This window comes from Gordonia sp. 852002-51296_SCH5728562-b, from assembly GCF_001665475.1.
In the GTDB taxonomy this organism is placed as follows: domain Bacteria; phylum Actinomycetota; class Actinomycetes; order Mycobacteriales; family Mycobacteriaceae; genus Gordonia; species Gordonia sputi.
Genome location: NZ_LZMI01000004.1, coordinates 1 through 22,309, shown reverse-complemented (window position 1 = coordinate 22,309; position 22,309 = coordinate 1). Strand labels below are relative to the sequence as shown.

Here is a 22,309-nt window from a genome sequence, read left to right as displayed (position 1 = left end):
CCGGGATACGACGGTGTGGGCGCCGTGACGACCACGGCCGCAGCCACCCGCGACGCCGCACATCGCGCCCGCCCTCTGGCGGGCGAGCAACTGAACTGGAAGCACATGACAGCCGACAAGAACACCGACGACACCAACACTGACGACACCAACACCGGCGACAACAACATCGGCGACACCAACACCGGCGACACCAACATCGAAGAAACCACCGGCGACGCCAAAGAGGTCGCGACCGAGAAGGTAGAAGCCGCGTCGTCGGAGAATGTCACCGAGTCTCAGGCACCTCGGACGAAGAGTGCGCGTGCGGCGGCTCGCAAGTCGAGTGCGGGCTCCGACGCAACCGCTCCGAAGACGGCAGGTCGAGAGACTGCCGCCCAGGAGACCGCCGTTCGTGAGAACGCCGCTCATGAAAACCAGGGTGCAGCACAGGAGAAGAACGAGCGCAAGGGTTCTCGCCAGGTCTCTGTCACCATCAGCACCGCGGGACTTCTCAAGGTCCTCGCCGGGCTCGTAGTGGTTGCCCTGATCGTGGGCGTCGGATTGCTCGGTTGGGGCTACTACCGGGATCAGCAGAAGCTGGCTGCCTTCGACGACGCGAAGTCGGCATCGTCGGTCTTCACCGTCAAGCTCGTCAGCACGATGAACTCCGACGCCGTCGGCGACATGAAGACGTTGCTGGGGCCGCTGAGTACCGGGGAGTTCAAGCAGAATCTCGAGCGCGAGCAGACCGACGGTTCCAAGGCCCTGCGTGATCTCAACGTCAAGGCCACGCCGACGGTCAAGTCGGTGTCGGTCGAATCGTTCGAAGCCGATCGGGCGTCAACGGCCGTGCTCGTCGAGGTGTCCGGTACGAGCACGATCGCTCCCAGCGGAGGTAAGGAGCTGATGCTCGTCTGGCTCGACCTGGTCAAGGAGGACGGCTCCTGGAAAGTCTCCAAACTCAGTGGGGCACAAGCAGGTCTGGGACAGCAGCAGGGAACGAACGGGCCGGCGGCCGATACTCAGGGCGGTTCGCAGAGCCCCGCACCGGCCACGCCCTCACCTGCCGCGCCAGCTCCTGCTCCCGGCGGCTGAGCCCGCCGGGGCGACGTCGGCCCCAGTCGCCGCCGGCCCCGCACCAGACGTCGCCGCCCCCGTTATCCCCGCTGACTTCGCGGCCGTTGTCGCGGAGGTGTCACCGTCCGTTGCGCGCACCAATATCGCTACCGGGTTCGCCGTACGCAATTCCCCGAGGTCTGCGACGCCTCGATAGACCTTGTCCGACAACACATCACGCCAGTTCCCAGCGGGTAGGTCGAGGAAGGTCAGTGCTGCGTCGTCGATGAGGCTGTGGGTGAATCGGGCCGTCACTACGATCACCTCGGTCACCCCGCCGACGACGCGTCCGAAGGCGATCGCATGGTCGGCGCCCGGTCCGTCGGCGTAGATCGGTAGATAGCCGCTACCGCGATCAAACGCTGCCGGGTGTGCGGCGCGTACCGCGAGTGCGGCACGCACCACTCGCGCCTTGGGATGATCCAATGAGCGGTCGTAGTCGACGGGGCGCCGATTGTCGGGATCGACGAGCGAGTCGTCCCACCACTCGGTGCCCTGATAGATGTCCGGTACGCCCGGGCACAGGAGCGCAATCGCCTTGCGTGCCAGCGCTTCCTGCTCCCACGCCGAGGCGATGCGCGCCACGAAGCGTGAGATCGACTCGGCCGCAGCGCCATTGGTGATCTCGTCGATCCAGGCGTCGATCTGGCTCTCGAACTCCTCGTTGACGTCGGTCCACGACGTGTGCAGTTCGGCCTCCCTCGTCGCCTTGCGTGCGTAGTCGTACAGGCGTTGTCGAAGGTCGTCGCCGACCGTCGCGCTGCCGGGTGGATCGCCGATCGGCCAGACGCCGATGATGTTCTGTAGCAGAAAGTAGCCGGTGAGGTCGTCGGGTGGCGGCCAATTCGACCACAGCTCGTCGACGAGGAGGGACCACCGTTCGGGCACCTGGGCGAGCAGCGCGATCCGGGCGCGTACGTCCTCACCGCGTTTGGTGTCGTGGGTGCTGGTCGCCGTCATGGCCTGTGGCCACTGCGCCGCGCGAATCTCGTTGTGGTTGTGGAAGTTCTGCAGGCTCATGGTGGGGTCGGCGGGGTCGCTGCCGACTTCGAGCGTCGAGACCAGTCGCGCCGTGCGGTAGAAGAGGCTGTCCTCGATACTCTTCGCAGTCACGGCACCGCCGGTCTGCGCCAGGCGAGAACTCGCGGCGCCCTCGTGCGCTGTCGCAGTGATCACGGTATCGATGGCGGCGGCGAGATCTGCTCTGCGCGCGGCGATCTCGGTCGCTGTGGTGATCAGCAGGGGGCGTAGCGAAGGGTAATCGGCGCGATACACGGGCAGCGCCGCGATCAGCTCCGCGGTCGCTTCGGCGACGGCGTTCGAGTCGGCGTCGGGATCCGAGTGGGTGATCGCACGGACCAGTCTGCGGTGTTCGCTGCCGAACTTGTCGCGCAGTGTCTGCAGCTTGCGTTCGCGTTCCTGGCTGTGCAGCCAGTGCGAATCACCCGGCAGACCGGTGACGCGCAGGTGGATCTCGTCGAGTTCGACGACCCCCGACGGTGCCGTGAACACTGCGTCGATGACCCGCATCTGGTCGTATCCGGTGGTTCCCTCGATGGGCAGGGTCGGTTCGAGCGGCTCGTCGGCCGCGAGGATCTTCTCGATGTACAGCAGCGAGTCGGAGCCGATGTCGCTGCGCAACTCGTCGAGGTAGTCCATCGGTTGCCAGAGACCGTCGGGATGATCGACGCGGAGCCCGTCGATGAGCTCGGCGTCGAAGAGCTCGTTGATCCAGGTGTGCGTTGCGCGATAGACCTCGTTGTCTTCTTGGCGTAGGCCCGCCAGCTCGTTGACCGTGAAGAATCTGCGGTAGCCGATGAGGCCGCTGTCCCACGGCACCAGCCGATAGTGTTGGCGCGCATGCACATCCTGTGCGCTACTACCGAGAGTTCCTGGAGCGGTGGGGAATTCGTGGTCGTAATAACGCAGAACACCGTGCGAGTCGACGGTCAGCGGCGACAGGTCGCCGTCGGAGGCGACCACGGGGATCGCGATCTTGCCGTCGCACCCGTTCTCCGACGAGAAATCGACGTCGAAATACGACGCGTACCGCGACCCGGAGCCGCGTCGCAGCAGGTCGGCGAACCACGGATTGCGCATGACCTCTGCAACACCGGTGTGGTTGGGCACGATGTCGATGATGATTCCCAGGCCACGCTCGGACGCCGCGACCCGGAGTGCGCGGAGCCCGTCGAGACCACCGAGAGTGGCAGACACCTGGGGCGGCGGCACCCAGTCGTAGCCATGCGTCGACCCGGGCATGGCGGTCCCGATCGGTGACAGATAGACATGGCTGATGCCCAGCGCCACAAGGTGATCCAGGATGCCGATGGTGGCGGCGAAGTCGAAATCCGGTGTCAGTTGTACCCGGTATGTGGCGATCGGGTGTGGGCGATCGCTTGTCGTCATGCCAGCGTGCGCAAGACGAGGAGTGAACGCGCGCCGATCGTGACCGTGCTGCCGCAGGGCGCCGACTCGATGTCGGAGTCGCCCTGCGGATGTGTGGTGTCCAAGACGCCCTCCCACTCGTGGCCGAGCCGTTCGGAGGCCAACGTGAACTCGATGTCCTCGTAGTGTGCGTTGAAGCAGATCATGAAGCTGTTGTCGGAGATGACCTCACCGCGTTCGTTTTTCTCCGCGATGCCGTTGCCGTTGAGGAAGACCGCGAGACTCTTGCCGAATCCGCTGTCCCAGTCGGCGGTCGTCATCGCCTCGCCCGAGGGCGTCAGCCACACGATGTCGAGCATGTCCTCCCCCCATCGGATCGGCTTGCCCGCGAAGAAGCGTCGACGTCGGAACACCGCATGCTTGGTGCGCAGGTCGATGGCCTTGCGGGTGAACGCGAGAAGGTCCGAATTCTTGTCGGCGAGAGACCAATCCATCCACGCCAGCGGCGAGTCCTGGCAGTACACGTTGTTGTTGCCCTGCTGGGTACGACCGATCTCATCGCCGTGCGCCAGCATCGGGGTGCCCTGCGACAGAAACATCGTCGCGAGGATGTTGCGCTGTTGGCGCGCGCGGAGTTCGTTCACTTCCGGATCGTCGGTGGGACCCTCGACGCCGCAGTTCCACGACCGGTTGTGGCTCTCGCCGTCACGGTTGTCCTCACCGTTGGCCATGTTGTGTTTCTCGTTGTAGGACACCAGGTCTCGCAACGTGAAGCCGTCGTGCGCGATGACGAAGTTGATACTCGCCGACGGCCGTCGGCCCGTGGACTCGTAGAGATCCGACGAACCGGTGAGCCGAGAGGCGAACTCTCCCAACGTCGCAGGCTCACCGCGCCAATAGTCGCGCACGGTGTCGCGATACTTGCCGTTCCACTCTGTCCACAGCGGCGGGAAGTTGCCGACCTGATAGCCGCCCTCGCCGATATCCCACGGCTCGGCGATGAGCTTCACCTGGCTGACCACCGGATCCTGTTGCACCAGATCAAAAAAGGCCGACAGGCGATCGACGTCATGCAGTTCGCGGGCGAGCGTCGACGCGAGGTCGAAGCGGAAACCGTCGACGTGCATCTCGAGCACCCAATAGCGCAGCGAGTCCATGATGAGCTGCAGCGTGTGCGGATGGCGTCCGTTGAGGCTGTTGCCGGTGCCCGTGTAGTCCATGTACATCTCGGGCTGACCGTCGACGAGTCGGTAGTAGGCGCCGTTGTCGATGCCGCGGAAGCAGACGGTCGGACCGAGGTGGTTGCCCTCCGCGGTGTGGTTGTAGACCACGTCGAGGATCACCTCGATGCCTGCAGTGTGGTACGCACGTACCATCGCCTTGAACTCGGTCACCGCGCTGGCGGGCTGATCCGGGTTGGACGCGTACTCGAGATGCGGCGCGAAGAAACCAAACGTGTTGTAGCCCCAGTAATTGCGTAAACCCTTGTCGCGCAGCACGAAGTCCTGCATGAACTGGTGCACGGGCATGAGTTCGATCGCCGTGATGCCAAGTTCTTTGAGGTGGTCGATGATCACCGGGTGGGCAAGGCCGGCATAGGTGCCACGCAACTGCTCCGGGATGTCGGGATGGGTCGCGGTCATGCCTTTGACATGCGCTTCGTAGATGACCGTCTGGTGATAGGGGCGTCGTGGCGCGCGGTCGTGCTGCCAGTCGAAGTACGGGTTGATGACCACGGACAACATCGTGTGACCGAGTGAATCGAGTTGCGGCATCGACGGCGACCGGTCGGCCGACACGTCCTCGGCGGGCGTGATCGTCTCCGTGTCGGCATCTTCGATGAGGACTTCGACGTCGTCGGCCGTGTCTTCGACGGTGGTCTCGGCGTCGTCGACGGTGGTCTCGGCGTCAGCTGAGGGATCGTCGGCCTCGCCTGTCGACGGGCCCGCGTCCCCGTTGGCGGTCGCGATCTCCGGTTCCTCTGCCGAGGCTCCGGTGTCCGCGGTGGGGTTGTGCGCGCCGGCAGTGGTGGCCGACGAGGTCTCGTAGTCGTCGGAGTCGGGGTCGGCGGTGGCGCGCAACGACTGTTCGGCGGGGACGACGGGCGGTTCACCACCATCGTCGTCGGACTCGGACGACGCCATGGGATAGGAGAACAACGACTCGTCGCCGTCGAAATCTCCGTGAAATGCCTTGCCGTACGGGTCGAGCAGCAGCTTTGACGGGTCGCAGCGCAACCCGCTCGCCGGATCGTAGGGGCCGTGGACGCGATATCCGTAGAACTGGCCTGGGCCGATGTTCGGCAGATAGCAATGCCAGCAGTAGCCGTCGACCTCGTCGAGACGAATGCGACGCTCGTGCCCGTCCCTGTCGATCAGACACAGGTCGACTGCCTCGGCGACCTCGGAGAACAGCGAAAAGTTGGTTCCCACACCGTCATACGTTGCGCCGAGCGGATATGGCGTACCCGGCCAGACCGGGATGGGCTCGGGCTCGGGAGCGACGAGCGCGTCAGCCTGTTCGGGGCTGTCCGGCGGCAGCGATCCCAGCGTCGACTCTGATGTACGCGGGGGAGTGGCCGTCGTCGCATCGGCTGTCTGTCCGACGCTCTGGGCATCGGTGCCGGGTGCCGGCTCGTGAGGTGCCGTGTCGTCGGTCGGCGGTACGGTCATGCCCACCTTTTCGCAGTCATGCCATGACCCTAGTCGCGATACGCGCCGTCTTCATCTCGGGGAAAAGCCGCACCCGTGTGCGTTGGACGACACCCCGCGGTCGGTCTGCATCGGCCTACTCCGCGAGGAGGTCGCTGAGCCGACGACCGCTGGCGCGTCAGCGGTGGTTGGGACCGGTCCAGGGCAGGGCCTGTGTCATCTGGCGTTCGAGCTCGTCGGTCAGACTGCGCACGTACGTGGCGCTCAGATGATGCCAATCCTTGTAGACGATGATGTTTCCCACGACTGCCGGGCATTCCGTCGGGGTGCAGATGCCGTTCGACACGTCGAGCGGATGGAACAGTGGCTTGCCGTCGGCGAACGGCGCTGCGGGATCGGTCGGGGAGAGCACCCGCGCTCGATCGGAGCCGCACTCGGATGCGGTGCCGCCGTCGGACAGGCACGTCGGGGTGTCGAGAGCGCCCGTCGGTCCCATCGGCCACGGTGTGTCGCGAATGCCGAGAACGGGGATGCCCGCATCCATGAATTGCGTGAAGATCGGCTTGTAGTCGTCGGGCATCCAGTCGCCCGGCTTGTAGTCGCGCGGACGGGTCGAGTTGGTGAACACCGCGTCGGGTTTGTCGGCGATAACCTTCGCCATCACGCGCTGCACCCAGTCGTGGCATTGCGGATACGGCACACCCCGCTGCTTGGGCACCAGCTCGGTGGACAGCGGGCACCCCATCTTCAGGTAGGTCGTGACCTTGAAGTGGTTGCGCTTGCCCAGTTCGTCGAGTGCGGTGATCCAGAACTCGGCGTGCGAACCACCCGCGAGGGCAATCGTCCTCGTCGCGGTCGGGTCACCGTAGACGCCGACGTGGATCTCCGGGTCCTCGAACGAACTCATGAAGCCCTGCGTCGAGGTCTCCGGGAAGTCGCCGAGCACTGCCAGCGGTGTCGGTTGGGGATCGAGCGCGGGCACCGGCCAGCCGTTGAGCAGAGCGCGGGCGCCGGGGTAGGAGTGCGGGTCGAGATTCGCTGTGTTGACGACGGTGTTCGCGACGTGGCGGTCCCATGCATTGACGCCGACCGCGACGCCGATCGACAAGACGACCAGCACGGTGGTCACCACCGACGTGTAGCTGAGCCACCGCGAACGTCCCTGGCGGTCGCCGCGGGCCAGCTTCGCGCGGTCGCCGCCCCGCAGCGGATCCTCGACGTAGCGCTTGGTCAGCCAGGCCAGACCGATGGACACGGCGAGGAGCCCGATGCCCTCGATGACGTTGGCGTGGTCTTTGCCGCGCCAGGTCAGATAGAAGATCAGCAGTGGCCAATGCCAGAGGTACAGCGAGTACGCGATGGTGCCGAGCCATTCCGGTACCCGGCTGGACAGCGCCCGGTTGACCGCCGGTTGCGACTGATCGATCGCTTCATGCCTGGACCGAGGACGCTCGAGCGCGGTGGCTCCCGCCCAGATGATCACGAGCGTCGAACCGACCGGCACCAGTGCCCATGGACCCGGGTACGAGTCGACGCCGTCGATCCACCACCCACAGGTGATGATCAGGCCGAGAGCGACGATCGCCGCACCGTTGCGGAGCCACCGGGGAACGTGCCAGCGCGGCAACCAGATGGCGAGCAGACCGCCGGCGAGTGGCTCCCACAGTCGCGAGAGGGTGTCGTAGTAGTTCCACTGTTGATTGACGCCCATCCGCATGTGCGCCCAGTAGAACGAGACGGCGGCGACCGCCAACAGTGCGAGGCCGACGAGAAGACGGATCGTCTTCGGCTCGGCGATCGGTCGGATGATCGCCGACAGCAGCTTGATCGTTCCGGCAGCGATGACCGCGGCGAACAGCATGCCGACGAAGAACTGCCCCTGCACCGACATCGACCAGATGTGCTGCAGCGGACTGTTCGCTGAACTCGCCGCGAGATAGTCCTGCGAGTTCAGTGCGAGATACCAATTCTGGTAGTACAGCGCCGACGCACGCAGCTCGCGCCCGATGTTGAGCCAGCGGGTCTGCGGAAGCACGATGACGGTCAGGATCGCGACCGCGATGAGGACCGTGAACAGCGCCGGGAGCAGTCGACGCAGCAGTCGTTTGAGGCGCGGCCACGGGTTGAGCGCCTCGATGAACGTGACGTGCGACGCCTGGCTGTTGATCGCGTGACGCAGCAGCGATCCGATGAAGAAGTAACCCGACAGTGCGAGGAAGACATCGACGCCGCCGGACACCCTGCCGAACCAGATGTGGAAGCAGGCAACCAGCATGATCGCGATCCCGCGGAGGCCGTCGAGATCGGTGCGATACGCGGGGAGCGGTGGGACGGGCTCGTTCCGGTTAGGGGTCGTCACCACTTGGGTTGGGGCTGCCACGTCTGTCGTGCTTGCTTCCGTGTCGGGGGTTGGGACGAGTCGGTGGCGACCTATCCACACACACGCGCGCGGTGGACGACAACCGCCGTACTCCGCGTAGGAGGCTACCCGCCGCAACTGTGAAAAACCCATTCCAGCGGGTCCGACACACTGAGCAGAGGGGTGTCGCGACGGCGCAGAGTGGTGTCGCGAGGCGTCTGCTCAGTGAGTCGCGCGCGCTCGGTGTCGAGCGCCGTCGAGTAGTACGCCGAGCGCGTCGTCGAATTCTGCTGCGAAGTCGCGACCCGACGGGCCGGTGACCCCGAGCCGTTCCATCTGGGCCCGCGTCTGTTCCTCGATCGTCAGCCCGATGATGAGCTGGCATATCGCGGTGGCGACTCCGTGCGCGTCGCGCGGGGTGAGTCCGCCGGAAAGCGCGACGTCGGTCAGGTCGTCGGACACCGTTCTCGTCGCAATTCCACTGGCCCACGCCGACGAGACCACCTCCGCGCTGTCGGGAACAGCGAGCAGCGCCGTCCGCATCCCGATCGCGATGTCGGCAAGTCTGGCGTCCCACGGCTGATCGGGGTCCGACGGGTCGATGTCGCCGAGGATGTCGTCGGCCAGCGCGGCCAGCAGCGACTGCTTGTTGGGAAAGTGCCAGTACAACGCGTTGGGGCGGACACCGACTTCGGTTGCCAGCCTGCGCATCGAGAGGTCGGCGAGGCTGTAGTCGGTCAGGATGCCGCGCGCGGCGCGCAGGACGTCGGCGCGGTTGTTGCTCACCGCGTCAGGGTATCCAGGCCGTCCGGCCGTGACGCAACCTGTACAGCGTTCAGGAGGAGCCTGTACAGTGTCCAGGAGTTCGGGCCTGAACGGTGTCCAGGACCACTCTAAGCCGGCGAGGAGGGACGCACCACATGGATGCAGCCGACATCAGCCGCGTCGACGCAGCACACATCTGGCATCCCTACGGCGCCATGCCGTCGCCGACGCAACCGCGTGTCGTCCGCGGCGCCGACGGCGTGCGACTCACACTCGCCGACGGCGGTGCGGTCATCGACGGAATGAGCTCGTGGTGGGCCGCCATCCACGGTTATCGCCACCCGGTCCTCGACGCCGCGGCGCGCGATCAACTGGAGTCGATGAGCCACGTGATGTTCGGCGGATTGACCCACGAGCCCGCCGCGCGGCTCGCGCAGTTGCTCGTCGACATCACACCAGCACCCCTGCAGAAGGTGTTCTTCTGCGATTCGGGTTCGGTGTCGGTCGAGGTCGCGGTGAAGATGGCGCTGCAGTATTGGCGCAGTCGTGGCAAGCCGGAACGCACGCGCCTGCTGACCTGGCGCGGTGGGTACCACGGCGACACCTTCACCCCGATGAGCGTCTGCGATCCCGAGGGTGGGATGCACGCGATGTGGCGTCGGGTTCTGGCCGACCAGGTGTTCGTGCCCGCCCCGCCCGCGGAGTTCGATGCCGACTATGTCGACTCCCTAGAGGCCGCTGTCGTCGCGCACCGCAACGAACTCGCCGCGATCATCGTCGAACCTGTCGTCCAGGGCGCCGGAGGTATGCGTTTCCACGACCCCGCCTATCTCGGGGAACTGCGTCGAATCTGCGACGAGCACGATGTGCTGCTGATCTTCGACGAGATCGCCACCGGATTCGGCCGCACCGGCGAGCTGTTCGCCGCCGACCACGCGCGCGTCTCGCCCGACATCATGTGTGTCGGCAAGGCGCTGACCGGCGGCTACCTGACGTTGGCCGCGACGCTGTGCACCACCGCGATCGCGGAGACGATCAGTGCGGGTGAGGCCGGTGGATTGGCGCACGGTCCCACGTTCATGGCCAATCCGCTCGCCTGTGCGATCGCGGTCGCCTCCACCGAACTACTGCTCGACGGTCCGTGGCGACGCCGCGTCGCCGACATCTCCGACCTGCTCGCGCGAGGACTTGCGCCACTGAACGACGTGGCCGGTGTTCGTGATGTCCGCACGTTCGGGGCCATCGGCGTCGTCGAACTCGACGACGAGGTCGACGTCGCCGCGGCCACGGATGCCGCCGTCGACGCCGGTGTCTGGTTGCGGCCCTTCCGCAACCTGATCTACACGATGCCGCCGTTCGTCTGCACCGACTCCGACGTCGAGACGATCTGCTCCGGAATCGCCGCGGCCACAACGGCGTCGTGTGCACAGTTGGTCGGCGCAGGAGGTGCCCGATGACATCGGAGTACGACACGCTGCGTTCCGGGCTGCGCGGCCTCGACATGGCGCAGGCCGCGAGCGGCACGGCGGTCGACGACGCGTCCGCCCTCGACTGGCTCGCCGATGCCGCTGCGGCACGCAATTCGGCTGGGCTGCACCGTGTCCCATTCGTCCGCGACGCCGGAGCGTCGATGCTCAACCTGGCGTCCAACGACTATCTCGGACTCTCGACACACCCCGCAGTGCTCGCGGGCGCGCATGCGGCGCTCGACGAGTTCGGAGCGGGGTCGACGGCGTCGCGACTCGTCGCGGGCACTACACGGTTGCACGTCGACTTCGAGGACGACATCGCCGACTTCATGGGTTTCGATGCGGCACTGTGCTTTTCGTCCGGCTACCTCGCCAATGTCGGAGCCATCACCGCACTCGTCGGCCGCGGCGACCTCATCGTGTCCGACACCGGAACCCACGCGTCGCTCATCGACGGGTGCCGACTGTCGCGCGCGCAAGTGGTCGTCGTCGGCCGCGGCGATGTCGCGGCCGTCGCAGCGGCACTCCGTGGTCGCACAGAAGAGCGGGCACTGGTCGTCACCGATTCTGTCTACTCGGTCGACGGCGAACCGGCACCCGTCGAGCAGCTCTACCGCGTTGCCCGCGAACACTCTGCGGCGCTGCTCGTCGACGAAGCGCATGCACTCGGAGTACGCGGACCAGGCGGCAGGGGACTGATCGCCGAAGTCGGACTGTCCGGTGCGCGCGATCTCGTCGTCACGACCGTGTGCTCCAAGTCGCTCGGCGCACAGGGCGGCGTGGTCCTTGCGACTTCTGCTGTCCGTGAGCACCTCATCGACGTCGCGCGCACCTTCATCTTCGACACCGGACTCAGCCCGGCAGCCGTCGGTGCGGCGCGTGCTGCGCTGGGGGTCTTGCGTGCGCAGCCGGAGCTACCGGACCGATTGCGGCACAACGCAACCCGCATGGCTCGCAGCCTCGGTGCGCCGGTCCCGGCTGCCGCGGTGATCTCGCGCATCGTCGGCGACCCGCAGCCCGCGGTCGACGCCGCCGCACGGTGTCGGGACAGCGGTGTGTTGGTCGGGTGTTTCCGACCGCCATCGGTACCGCCGGGGACCTCAAGACTGCGCCTGACGGTGCGCGCCGATCTCGACGACGCGACCGTCGACCGCGCCGCAGACGTCATCGGCACCGCTCTGGCCGAAGGCGGAGGTGCACGATGACGGGACGTGCCCTCCTGATCACCGGCACCTCGACCGACGTGGGCAAGACGATCGTCACCGCTGCGCTCGCGTGCGTTGCGGGAGGATCGGCGAGTGGCGTGGCGGTGTGCAAACCCGCGCAGACCGGCGTCGAGCCAGGTGAGCCGGGTGATCTCGCGACTGTTGCTCACCTCGCGGGTGTCGTGGATCTGGTCGAGTGTGCGCGCTATCCGGAGCCGCTGGCGCCGGAGACCGCGGCGATGCGCGCAGGACTCGCACCACTGAACCTTTCGACCATCGTCGACGCTGCCACCGAGCTTGTTTCGACTCATCGGTTGACCCTCGTCGAGGGAGCAGGCGGGGTACTGGTGCGCCTCGCGCCCGACCTCACCGCCCTCGATGTCGCGTCCGCGATCGGAGCGGACGCGATCGTCGTCGTCCAGGCAGGCCTCGGTGCGCTCAACCACGCCGAGCTGACCGTCGAAGCGTTGCGGGCGAAACGAATTCGTCCCGCCGGTCTCGTCATCGGCTCATGGCCGCGCGATCCCGACCTCGCCATGCGGTGCAATCGCATCGACCTGCCCCGGCTCACGGGTGTCCCCGTCGTCGGCGTCATACCGGACGGTGTCGGGGAACTCGAGCCCGATCAGTTCAGGGCCGCGGCGCCCACCTGGTTCGATCCCGACTTCGTCGCAGACCTCAATTCTCGTTCCGCGCCCGACAAGATCGCGGCAGATCAGCCCATCGAAGGAGTTCACGCATGACACAGGCACCCGTAGATCCGACGCTCGACGCCGCGACCGCGCAGGCGTCGTCGGGCGCGTCGTCGACCGACATCCTCGACGTCGCGCGCGCCCAGGTTCTCGAACGCGGAGAGCCCTTGGATCGCGACCAGGTGCTCGAGGTGCTGCGGCTTCCCGACGAGCGCCTCACCGAACTGCTGCAGGTCGCCCACGACGTCCGGATGCGGTGGTGCGGACCGGAGGTCGAGGTCGAGGGCATCATCTCGCTCAAGACCGGCGGCTGCCCGGAGGACTGCCATTTCTGTTCCCAGTCAGGGCTTTTCGCATCGCCGGTGCGCAGCGCGTGGATCGACATCCCCTCGCTGGTGGAGGCTGCCAAGCAGACGGCGAAGACTGGCGCGACGGAGTTCTGCATCGTCGCGGCCGTGCGTGGCCCGGATAAGCGACTGCTGTCACAGGTGGCCGCGGGAATCGAAGCCATTCGCAATGAGGTCGACATCCAGATCGCCTGCAGCCTCGGCATGCTGACGCAGGAGCAGGTGGACCAGCTACGGGACATGGGTGTTCACCGCTACAACCACAACCTCGAGACCGCGCGCAGCCACTTCCCGAACGTGGTCACCACCCACACGTGGGAGGAGCGTTGGGACACGCTGCGCATGGTTTGCGACGCTGGCATGGAGGTGTGCTGCGGCGGCATTCTCGGCATGGGGGAGAGCCTCGAACAGCGCGCCGAGTTCGCGGCAGACCTGGCTGCCCTCGAACCCGACGAGGTTCCGCTCAACTTCCTCAATCCGCGACCGGGAACCCCGTTCGGAGACCTCGACGTGCTGCCTGCGGCCGAGGCGCTCAAGGCGGTGGCGGCGTTCCGCCTCGCTCTGCCGCGCACGATCCTGCGTTTCGCGGGTGGCCGCGAGATCACGCTGGGCGACCTCGGCGCCAAGCAGGGAATCCTCGGCGGCATCAACGCGGTCATCGTCGGCAACTACCTGACCACGCTCGGCAGGCCTGCCGAGGACGACCTCGACCTCCTCGACGACCTCTCGATGCCGATCAAGGCGCTCAACGACAGCATCTGAGCCCGGCGCCGAGAACGGGCGGTTCGGCTCGGCGCCGGGAGCGTGCGAGCGGGCCGTTTCGGCTCGGCGCCGGGAGCGTGTGAGCGGGCCGTATCAGCTCGGCGTGCATACTCGAATTCGATGACCTACGAGCGAGCTGAGAGGACGCCGATGACTCCGACGCCCACCGTCGATCCGGGTGCGAGAAGCCCCATCGACATCCCCGGTCCGCTCGACGAGCCGTGCCGGTACGGCGTGTACACCGGCATCGAACTCGACCTGCAGTCGGCCGACGCCGTGCCTCCGGCAGCGCGGCTCGGTTTGGAGCCGCCGCGGTTCTGTGGTCAGTGCGGCAGGCGGATGGTGGTGCAGGTGCGCCCCGACGGGTGGGACGCACGTTGTTCGCGCCACGGTGTCGTCGATTCGTCGCAACTCGGTCGACGATGATGGCACAGGCGTATCCGGGGACACCCGGCTATCCGGTGTCGGCGAAGCGAAAGCACTCGCTAGCACCGCTGGTTGTCGTCGGTGTCGTGGTGCTGTTGCTCGGCGTCGTGTTCGGTGTGGCGTGGGCGGTCACGACCCCCGCGATGACCGGGACGGTGACTGCGCAGGGTGCCGCTGTGCCGTCGGAACAGCTCGGTGAGGAGTTCGCCGGTGTTGCGGTGTTCGCGCTCTGGATGCTCGCCTACGGTGCGGTCGCGGCGGCGCTCGCATGGTTCGCCGCCCGCTACTGGAGAGGTCTGATCGGTTACGGCGTGACCTTCGTGACCGCAGTGATCGGCACCGTGATCGCGGGATCCATCGGCACCTGGGTCGGGCACCTACACTTTCCGGATCCGCACGACGTCGGGATGGGCCAGACCTTCCGTGTCGTCCCCGACCTCGTGCTCGACGGCGCCACACGCAACGGGTTCTCGGCGCCGTGGATTCTCCTCATCTGTGCACCGCTGACCGTGAGTCTCGTCTATCTGGTGTGTGCGCTCGCGAACAGCGACGCCGACCTCGGTGTGGGCGACGGCGTCGTCGACGACGCGGACCGTTCGCTCACAGTGGGGGTTTGAGCGTCGCGAACTCGTCGGTGACGCGTAACTCGTTGTCGGCGAAGGCATAGAGCGCGGGCGGCCGCCCGCCCGAACGGCCAGTCTTGCCGACCGTCCCGGTGGCCACGACGACGCCACGTCGACTGAGTATTCGCAGAAGGTTGGTCGTGTCGACCGGGTAACCGAGTGCAGCACAATAGATTTCAGATAGCTCAGACATTGGGAACCGAGACGGTGCCAACGCGAAGGCGATATTGGTGTACGAGAGTTTCGCAGCCAGACGTCGACGCGCCGCGGCGATGATGTCGGCGTGGTCGTGAGCCAACACGCCGAGGGAGTCCACCGGCAGCCACGCCGCGGTGTCGGGTAGTCGTGCAGGCGCGTCGGTGGGTACCAGGCCCAGATACGTCGACGCAATGGTTCGACGTCCCGGAGTGCGATGCGGCGCCGAGAACACCGAGAGCTGTTCGAGGTGTGCAACCTTGCGGATGTCCATCGTGTCGGCAAGCTGGCGTCGAGCAGTCTCCGAGAGGCTCTCGTGTGGTGCGACCCCGCCACCGGGGAGAGCCAACGGCTCGTCGTCGTGCTGCCGCCACAGAAGAACGCACAGTTGGGGCTCGTCGTCGGGCGTCGGGCGTCGCACCTGGAAAACCGCGCTCAGGACCTCGACGCCTGCAGTCCCCGGCGACTCAGACGTCGTCCGGCCCGATTCCTGTGTGATCGATTCCCGCGTACCCGACTCCCGTATGACCGACTCCTGTGTGACGGCGCCATCGGAACTGTCATGAATCGGCGCGGACATGCGGTCGATTCTAGGGCGCGTCCCGCAGCGCGGTCTTCAGGCGCTGCGGAACGCGTCCTCGCGGTGCTTCGCTGGAACTCGAGAGGCGCGCTTCACTGGGAACGCGAGAGGCGCTTCGCTGGAAATCAAGAGGCGCTTCGCTGGAAATCAAGAGGCGCTTCGCTGGAAATCAAGAGGCGCTTCGCGCGGGAACGCGAGAGCCGCTCCGCTCAGAGTTCGTCGAGGCTGATCAGCCCGTCCTGGATCGCACGAGCAACCAACGACGCCTTGGTACGCGCCGGGCGCCCGGCGTCTGCGTACTTCGTCCGAATGCGCGCCAGATGCGTGTTGACCGTGCCCACCGAGATCACCAGCCGCGACGCCGCCACCGACTTGGAGTCGGTGAGAAGCCATGTCCGCAGCACCTCGACCTCTCGGGATGTCAGGGGAACTCGTGGATGCATCGGCTCACCGCCTCCAGGTGCAGGCGCGGAATGCATCCCGGAGCCAACCGACGCCGACACCATAGGGCGAAGGTGCGCGTGGTCTGCCGTGGGTCGCGTGGGAGGCGTCGTCACGATTCGACGTGCAGCAAGACGTTCGAGTGCCTCTTGGCGGCGTCGAACCGCTTCAAGCGGAGTGCAGAACGATGATCTGCGCGTCGGGATCGACGGCTTGATGGCCATGGGGGAGGTCGATGTAGGAGGAACGTCGTCGCCGGCGCGGGGGCCAATCGTGGAGGTCATCGGGGGTATCTCCTGTGATTCTCGTCGAGCAGTGGCGGTGTTGTCGCTGACCTCTTCGACGCTATTGCCGCAGGCGACCACAGAAACGCGTAGTGAGCTACTCGAATCGGAGTACCGACGGTACCCACCGGGCGGGGTGCTACGATCTAGGTGTTTTCGACCGACAGTCGAAAACCTGTATCGGAGCACGAACCGCGTTCTCCGGTCGCAGGCTGAAGGAGTGACACATGAGTATCACGAGCGACCGTCCGGCGGCAGTTCCCGAACCCGGTCTGATCGACGCGGTGTGGACAGACGGTCCCGGTGGATTCACCGGTGTGGAACCGACCGCGGCGTGGGCAGAAGAGGTTCGTCGACTAGCGCGTGCGCGTAATGCGACCTTACTCGCGCACAACTATGAACTACCGGCAATTCAAGATGTTGCAGACCATGTCGGTGACTCGCTTGCGCTGTCCCGGATCGCGGCGGAGGTCGACTCCGACGAGATCGTGTTCTGCGGCGTTCACTTCATGGCGGAGACCGCGAAGATCCTCAGCCCCGACAAGCGGGTCCTGATCCCCGATGCCAGGGCGGGGTGCTCGCTCGCCGATTCGATCACGGCCGACGACCTCCGGGCGTGGAAGGCCGAGTACCCCGACGCCGTCGTCGTCTCCTACGTCAACACGACCGCCGAGGTGAAGGGTCTCACCGACATCTGCTGCACGTCGTCGAACGCTGTCGACGTGGTGGCGTCGATCGATCCCGATCGCGATGTGTTGTTCCTTCCGGACCAGTTCCTCGGCGCGCACGTCAAACGGGAGACCGGCCGCGACAACATCCACATCTGGGCGGGCGAGTGCCACGTGCACGCCGGGATCAACGGTGACGAGCTGACCGCCAAGGCCAACTCGCACCCCGACGCCGACCTGTTCATCCACCCCGAGTGCGGGTGCGCGACGTCGGCGCTCTACCTCGCGGGTGAGGGAGCGGTGCCCGATGACCGCGTGAAGATCCTGTCCACCGGCGGAATGATCGACGCCGCGCGGCAGACCGGTGCCAAGCAGGTTCTCGTCGCCACGGAGATCGGCATGCTGCACCAACTCCGTAAAGCCGCGCCGGGTATCGACTTCCAGGCGGTCAACGACCGCGCGTCGTGCCCGTACATGAAGATGATCACTCCGGCCGCGCTGCTGCGTGCGCTGCGTGAGGGCAAGGACGAGGTGTTTGTCGCTGACGACGTTGCCGCGCGCGCACGCAAGAGCGTCGAGCGGATGATCGCGATCGGCAATCCGGGTTCGGGTGAATGAGTCGATGAGCGCGTTCATCGGCCAACGCGAGGCAGCCGGAGAACTCGACCTGGCCATCACCGACGAGGTCAGGACGCTGATCCGAACGGCACTCGACGAGGATCTGCGCTACGGACCCGACGTCACCACCGCGTCGACGGTGCCCGCCGGCGCGACGGTCGATGCGCAGATCGTCAGCCGTGCGCTCGGAGTGGTCGCCGGGCTGCCCGTCGTGCTTGCTGTTCTCGACGAGGTCGTCGGTGTCGGGGCGTACGAGGTGACCGCCGCGGTTGCCGACGGCACGAGAGTCGCGCCGGGCGACGTGGTGTTGGCGGTTCATGCGCCGACCGCCGCTCTGCTCACCGCGGAGCGCACGGCACTCAACCTGGCGTGTCATCTCTCGGGCATCGCCACCGCGACAGCACAGTGGGTCGACGCCGTCGACGGAACGGCTGCGAAAATTCGTGACTCGCGAAAGACGTTGCCTGGCATGCGTTATCTGCAGAAATATGCGGTGCGCGCGGGTGGCGGCGTCAACCATCGCATGGGGCTCGGCGACGCTGCGCTGATCAAAGACAATCACGTCGCCGCCGCGGGATCGGTGAGCGCAGCGCTGCGCGCCGTGCGTGCGGCGGCACCCGACCTGGCGGTCGAGGTCGAAGTGGACTCGCTCGACCAACTCGACGAGGTGCTCGACCTCGAACCCCAACTCGTGTTGCTCGACAACTTCGAACTCTGGGCTACCAAGATGGCCGTCTCCCGCCGCAACAACCGATCGCCGGAGACGAAGCTGGAGTCCTCGGGCGGGTTGAGTCTTGACCAGGCCGCCGACTACGCACGCACGGGCGTCGACTACCTCGCCGTCGGAGCACTGACACATTCGGTCACCGCGCTCGACCTGGGACTCGACATACCGCTCTGAGTGGCGGAAACGCACTGCCGAGTGGTGCAAAAGCACTGTGGCCCACAGTGAAGGCTGTGGGCCACAGTGTTTTCTTGATTTTGGTGCGTCTGGCACCCAGCGTGCCTTTCGGCAGCCAAATGGTCAGTCGGTGCGCTCGTGGCGTCCGTGCTGCGAGTCGGCATCTCCGGTCGCGGCTGCCGAACGCGCGGTGGCGTCCGGACCGTCGACCAGTTCCGCGAACTCCCTGTCGAGGTCGTCTACCGCCGTGCTGCCAGTCGCTCCTGTGTTTGCAGTGCGGTTCTCGCCTGTCCAGCCGCTGTCCAAGGTGACCGGTGCGACGTCGAACGACGCGGTGGGCGTGACGTCGATGACTTCCTCGCGGACGGCGGCGAGCCGCTGTTCGTCGAAGCTCTGCGTCTTGAGTGCGACCTCCTTGATGAACACGATCGCGACGAAGCTGATCGCGGCCATCACACCGGCGATGAAGAAGACGCGCGCGATTGCGTCACCGTAGGAACCGCGGACGATCTCGGCGATCGGTCCGGGCAGATCCTTGAGGTTCGAGAGCCCTGCACCCGACCCGCCGGTCTGTGCCGGATTGACACCCGCCGCGACCAGACCCTTGGTGATCAGGTCGGTGACGTGGGTGGCCAGCACCGCACCGAGCACCGACACGCCCGCCGCACCTCCGAGCGAGCGGAAGAACGTCACCGTCGACGTCGCCGAACCGAGGTCATCGGGTCCGACGTTGTTCTGCACAGCCATCACGAGGTTCTGCATGGTCATTCCCATGCCGAGTCCGAGGATGAACAGGAACGCTCCGATGACGACCATGTCGGTATGTGCGTCGATGGTCGACAGAAGGAAGAATCCTGCTGTCATCAGCGCAGCGCCCGTGACGAGGAAGCGCTTCCACCGACCGAACCGTGTGATCAGAGCGCCCGAGACCGTTGCGGCGAGCATCGAGCCGATAATCATCGGAAGGGTGAGCAGACCTGCCGCCGTGGGGGAGTAGCCGCGGGCGATCTGGAAGTACTGACCGAGGAACACGGCACCACCGAACAGTGCGACACCCACGGCAACGCTTGCCAGTGTGGCGAGGGTCGTGGTGCGGTCGCGGAACAGTCGCAGCGGAATGATCGGGTCCTTGGCGCGCGATTCGACGAACAATGCGCCGACGATGAGCACGATTCCGAGTGCGACGAGTCCGAACGTCATTCCCGACAGCCACGCGAAGCTGTCACCGGCGAGGGTGACCCAGATGAGCAGGGTGCTGACACCTGCCGCGATCAGGAACGCGCCGAGGTAGTCGATGCGGACGTCCTTGCGGACCGTCGGAAGGTTCAGCGTGCGCTGGATGACCAGCAAAGCGATCACCGCGAGCGGAACACAGACGTAGAACGTCCAGCGCCAACCGAGCCAGCTGGTGTCGACGATCACGCCGCCGATCAGCGGGCCTGCGACGGTCGCGAGCGACATCACAGCTGCGATCGGACCCTGGTAGCGGCCGCGTTCGCGCGGGCTGAACATCGATGCGATCACGATGACGACCAGCGCCTGCAAGCCACCGAGCCCGAGGCCCTGGATGACGCGGAAACCGATCAGCATGCCGACCGACTGTGAGAGTCCGGCGAGGACCGAACCGAGGGTGAACAACGCCAACGACGCCTGGACCAGGATCTTTTTGCTCACCAGGTCGGAGAGCTTGCCCCAGATGGGTGTGGTCGCCGTGGATGCGAGGAGGGTCGCCGTGACGACCCAGGTGTACTGGCCCTGCGTTCCATGCAGGTCAGTGATGATGACGGGGAGCGCATTGGACACGATCGTCGACGAGAGAAACGCGACGAACATTCCGAGGAGCAGACCGACGAGCGCTTCTAGCTTCTGTCGATGGGTCATCGGTGCGCCCGCAGCGGAAGTGACCTCCCGCGTGGCGGCTTGAGACATGGGAGAACCTCCTGAGGTAGTGGCTGGTCCCGCGCGGTCCGCCGCACGGGAGAAGGATGTCGGGGCGCGGCAACGATGGCCGGCCGATTGCTGGCTGCAGATACGTCACGCAACCAACTAGTTGAGTGAAGCAACTATAACCATTGATAGTTGTAACGCGCAACTATCTTGAGTATTCCCGGACCAGGCGCAGTTTCTCGACGCGGCGAATCGGAGCCGGGTCTCGGGTTCAGTCTGCGGCCGGATTCGAGGTAGTTCGGGGGCTCACGCTCGCTCAGGGCTCAAGCAGGGTCGGGTTCGAACTCCGCGTCGTCGACAAGGAGGCGGTTGAGCAGTCGGGTGAGGGTCCGGATGTCCTCTGGGTCCCATTCGGACAGCCGTGCACGCCAGTCTGCGACCGCCGCGTCGGCGACGTGATCTACGCGTGCTCGGCCGGTAGGGGTCAGGGAGACCAGTCGAGCGCGGGCATCGTGCGGGTCGGCGTGTCGCTCGGCGAGACCGAGGCGCACGATGGCGTCGATCTGTCTGCTCACAGTCGACTTCTCGAGTCCGAGCTGCGCGACCAGTGTCGACACAGGCAGAGATCCGTCGGCGCCGGCGAGCATCGCGATCAGGGGGTAGTTCGACGGGTCGAGTCGGGGATCCACCGCGCGGGCGCGGTTGCGTAGTCGAATTCGTCCCTGTCGCATCAGGTCGGCGAAACCTGTCTCCAGGTCGGTGATCGGGTCATCGGATGCGTCGTCGGCGTTCACTGGGTGGTCGGAGCGAGCGTCGCCCATCTGCGGTGAATCCTGTCCGTCGCGGTTCGTCGGATGATGCGCCACAGGGTACCGCGCACGGAAACGTGATTCAGGACTCGACGGGTGTGGCGGTCGTCGGAGAGGATGCGGACGACACGGGTGAGGGGCACCCGCACACGCTGTGGCGCCGCGCTTCACGGTTGCTACGTTGCTTGCGTTCATCTTCCGGACCTGCCCGCCAGTAACCACGTCTGCCCCGCCACCGGGGTGTGGTGGCGGGGTGTGGACGGGTTGCGGCACAACCGGATTGGTTGTTTTGTCGCGGTCGGCCGGGTTGGCACACGGTCGGCTGGCGCGGTGGTCAGGCGGCGTCGGACAAGGGTGGGTCGACGTCGCCGGGCGGGTCGACGCCGCCGAGCCACCAGGGGCTGGCTGGTGGGGCGGGACCTGTAGGTGCGTCTGGGTCTGTGGGTGGCTCGGGGTCGGGTGGGTCAGTGAGGTTCCATTGGATGTCGACCCGCCCGCTGAGGCGCACGGTGTCGCTCAACGGCAGTGCGCCCACCAGTGCGAGCTCAACGCCGGTCAACGTCGGCTCATTCACGCTCGGCGCACCTGGCGTCGAGGGCGGCGACATCATCCAGGCACCGACCGCGTCCGCGACCACCATCTCGGCGTCCGCTGAACCCGAGGCACGCGCGCCGACCTCAGTGTCGGCTGTATCCGAGGCTCGCGCGCCGATCTCGGTAACCGTCGCGCCAACACCGGCCGCGCGTGCTGCGGCGGCGGCTTCGTTGTTGGTGTGTTCGGCGGTGAGGTAGTCGTGGAAGTCGGCTTTGACGTCGGCGATGCGGTTGATGCGTTCGGGATTCTCGGGCATACCGGGTTTGGCGTTGAGTCGCCACGCAACACGGCCCGTATCGGGTCCGTCGGTGATCATGCGGGTGGTGAACTGCCCAGGCTTTTTGCCGACCCGCCGATTGTGCACATCACACGCCGGCACCAACTGGTCGATGTCGGTCAAGCCGCCGTCGGCCCAGTCTTTCGCGGCGTGATGCATCTGCACCCGTGAGGCGGGTTGGTTACAGCCCGGTGCGGAACACATTTTGCCGCCGGGTGAGGCGAACGAGGCCAACCGTTGCCCCAGCGTGGCGATCCGCTTCGACCGACC

Annotated in this window: 18 protein-coding genes; 9 read left to right on the top strand and 9 right to left on the bottom strand. The window is 66.1% G+C overall.

What is annotated here, in order from left to right; all coding sequences use genetic code 11:
* The first annotated feature begins 24 nt into the window (after positions 1 to 24).
* Positions 25 to 1,077, top strand: coding sequence for a hypothetical protein (locus A5766_RS00620; protein WP_231894500.1), 1,053 nt, complete (start codon positions 25 to 27; stop codon positions 1,075 to 1,077).
* Here the strand turns inward: A5766_RS00620 and treY are convergent.
* From treY to A5766_RS00600, 4 genes are all read right to left on the bottom strand, one after another.
* Positions 1,042 to 3,507, bottom strand: a complete 2,466-nt coding sequence (treY, locus tag A5766_RS00615; RefSeq protein WP_064903057.1) for a malto-oligosyltrehalose synthase — start codon at positions 3,505 to 3,507, stop codon at positions 1,042 to 1,044. The two genes, A5766_RS00620 and treY, sit on opposite strands and share 36 nt — an antisense overlap.
* Positions 3,504 to 6,158, bottom strand: a complete 2,655-nt coding sequence (gene glgX / locus A5766_RS00610; RefSeq protein ID WP_005205673.1) for a glycogen debranching protein GlgX — start codon at positions 6,156 to 6,158, stop codon at positions 3,504 to 3,506. The genes treY and glgX overlap by 4 nt, the downstream gene beginning before the upstream one ends.
* Before the next feature lie 157 nt (positions 6,159 to 6,315).
* Complete coding sequence (locus A5766_RS00605; protein WP_064903055.1) at positions 6,316 to 8,517, bottom strand: acyltransferase family protein; 2,202 nt, start codon at positions 8,515 to 8,517, stop codon at positions 6,316 to 6,318.
* A gap of 201 nt (positions 8,518 to 8,718) precedes the next feature.
* Complete coding sequence (locus tag A5766_RS00600) at positions 8,719 to 9,282, bottom strand: TetR family transcriptional regulator (protein ID WP_005205678.1); 564 nt, start codon at positions 9,280 to 9,282, stop codon at positions 8,719 to 8,721.
* Positions 9,283 to 9,416: 134 nt separating this feature from the next.
* On the opposite strand from A5766_RS00600, the gene A5766_RS00595 reads away from it, so the two are divergent.
* From A5766_RS00595 to A5766_RS00570, 6 genes are all read left to right on the top strand, one after another.
* Positions 9,417 to 10,718 carry an adenosylmethionine--8-amino-7-oxononanoate transaminase gene (locus tag A5766_RS00595; RefSeq protein WP_064903052.1) on the top strand — a complete coding sequence of 434 codons (1,302 nt, stop codon included), beginning with the start codon at positions 9,417 to 9,419 and terminating at the stop codon, positions 10,716 to 10,718.
* Positions 10,719 to 10,762: 44 nt separating this feature from the next.
* Complete coding sequence (locus A5766_RS00590) at positions 10,763 to 11,935, top strand: 8-amino-7-oxononanoate synthase (protein WP_064903073.1); 1,173 nt, start codon at positions 10,763 to 10,765, stop codon at positions 11,933 to 11,935.
* A complete protein-coding gene (gene bioD / locus A5766_RS00585; protein WP_064903050.1) occupies positions 11,932 to 12,678 on the top strand; it encodes a dethiobiotin synthase in 747 nt (248 codons plus the stop codon). Before A5766_RS00590 ends, bioD begins: the two co-directional genes overlap by 4 nt.
* Entirely contained in the window at positions 12,675 to 13,736 is a 1,062-nt protein-coding gene (gene bioB, locus A5766_RS00580; protein ID WP_064903048.1) for a biotin synthase BioB, read from the top strand. Before bioD ends, bioB begins: the two co-directional genes overlap by 4 nt.
* A gap of 150 nt (positions 13,737 to 13,886) precedes the next feature.
* Positions 13,887 to 14,162 (top strand): biotin synthase auxiliary protein BsaP, encoded by a 276-nt coding sequence (gene bsaP / locus A5766_RS00575; protein ID WP_064903046.1) that lies wholly within the window; start codon positions 13,887 to 13,889, stop codon positions 14,160 to 14,162.
* Positions 14,162 to 14,779, top strand: coding sequence for a DUF2567 domain-containing protein (locus tag A5766_RS00570; protein WP_064903043.1), 618 nt, complete (start codon positions 14,162 to 14,164; stop codon positions 14,777 to 14,779). The genes bsaP and A5766_RS00570 overlap by 1 nt, the downstream gene beginning before the upstream one ends.
* Here the strand turns inward: A5766_RS00570 and A5766_RS00565 are convergent.
* A complete protein-coding gene (locus tag A5766_RS00565) occupies positions 14,763 to 15,560 on the bottom strand; it encodes an NUDIX hydrolase (RefSeq protein WP_156527323.1) in 798 nt (265 codons plus the stop codon). The two genes, A5766_RS00570 and A5766_RS00565, sit on opposite strands and share 17 nt — an antisense overlap.
* A gap of 209 nt (positions 15,561 to 15,769) precedes the next feature.
* Positions 15,770 to 16,285, bottom strand: a complete 516-nt coding sequence (locus A5766_RS00560) for a response regulator transcription factor (RefSeq protein ID WP_064903069.1) — start codon at positions 16,283 to 16,285, stop codon at positions 15,770 to 15,772.
* A 227-nt stretch (positions 16,286 to 16,512) separates the two neighbouring features.
* Here A5766_RS00560 and nadA point away from each other — a divergent pair, with 227 nt between their 5' ends.
* Positions 16,513 to 17,571, top strand: coding sequence for a quinolinate synthase NadA (nadA, locus tag A5766_RS00555; RefSeq protein ID WP_064903041.1), 1,059 nt, complete (start codon positions 16,513 to 16,515; stop codon positions 17,569 to 17,571).
* A 4-nt stretch (positions 17,572 to 17,575) separates the two neighbouring features.
* Positions 17,576 to 18,472, top strand: a complete 897-nt coding sequence (gene nadC, locus A5766_RS00550) for a carboxylating nicotinate-nucleotide diphosphorylase (RefSeq protein ID WP_064903067.1) — start codon at positions 17,576 to 17,578, stop codon at positions 18,470 to 18,472.
* A 123-nt stretch (positions 18,473 to 18,595) separates the two neighbouring features.
* Here the strand turns inward: nadC and A5766_RS00545 are convergent, their stop codons facing one another.
* The 3 genes from A5766_RS00545 to A5766_RS00535 all read right to left on the bottom strand — a co-directional run.
* The gene (locus A5766_RS00545) at positions 18,596 to 20,401 is read right to left on the bottom strand and encodes an MDR family MFS transporter (protein WP_442902942.1); all 1,806 of its coding nucleotides are present in this window, start codon (positions 20,399 to 20,401) and stop codon (positions 18,596 to 18,598) included.
* Between the two features lie 281 nt (positions 20,402 to 20,682).
* Positions 20,683 to 21,180 carry a MarR family winged helix-turn-helix transcriptional regulator gene (locus A5766_RS00540; RefSeq protein WP_005208448.1) on the bottom strand — a complete coding sequence of 166 codons (498 nt, stop codon included), beginning with the start codon at positions 21,178 to 21,180 and terminating at the stop codon, positions 20,683 to 20,685.
* Between the two features lie 322 nt (positions 21,181 to 21,502).
* Positions 21,503 to 22,309 (bottom strand): HNH endonuclease signature motif containing protein (locus A5766_RS00535; protein WP_197501257.1); only part of this gene is annotated, 807 nt, incomplete at its 5' end.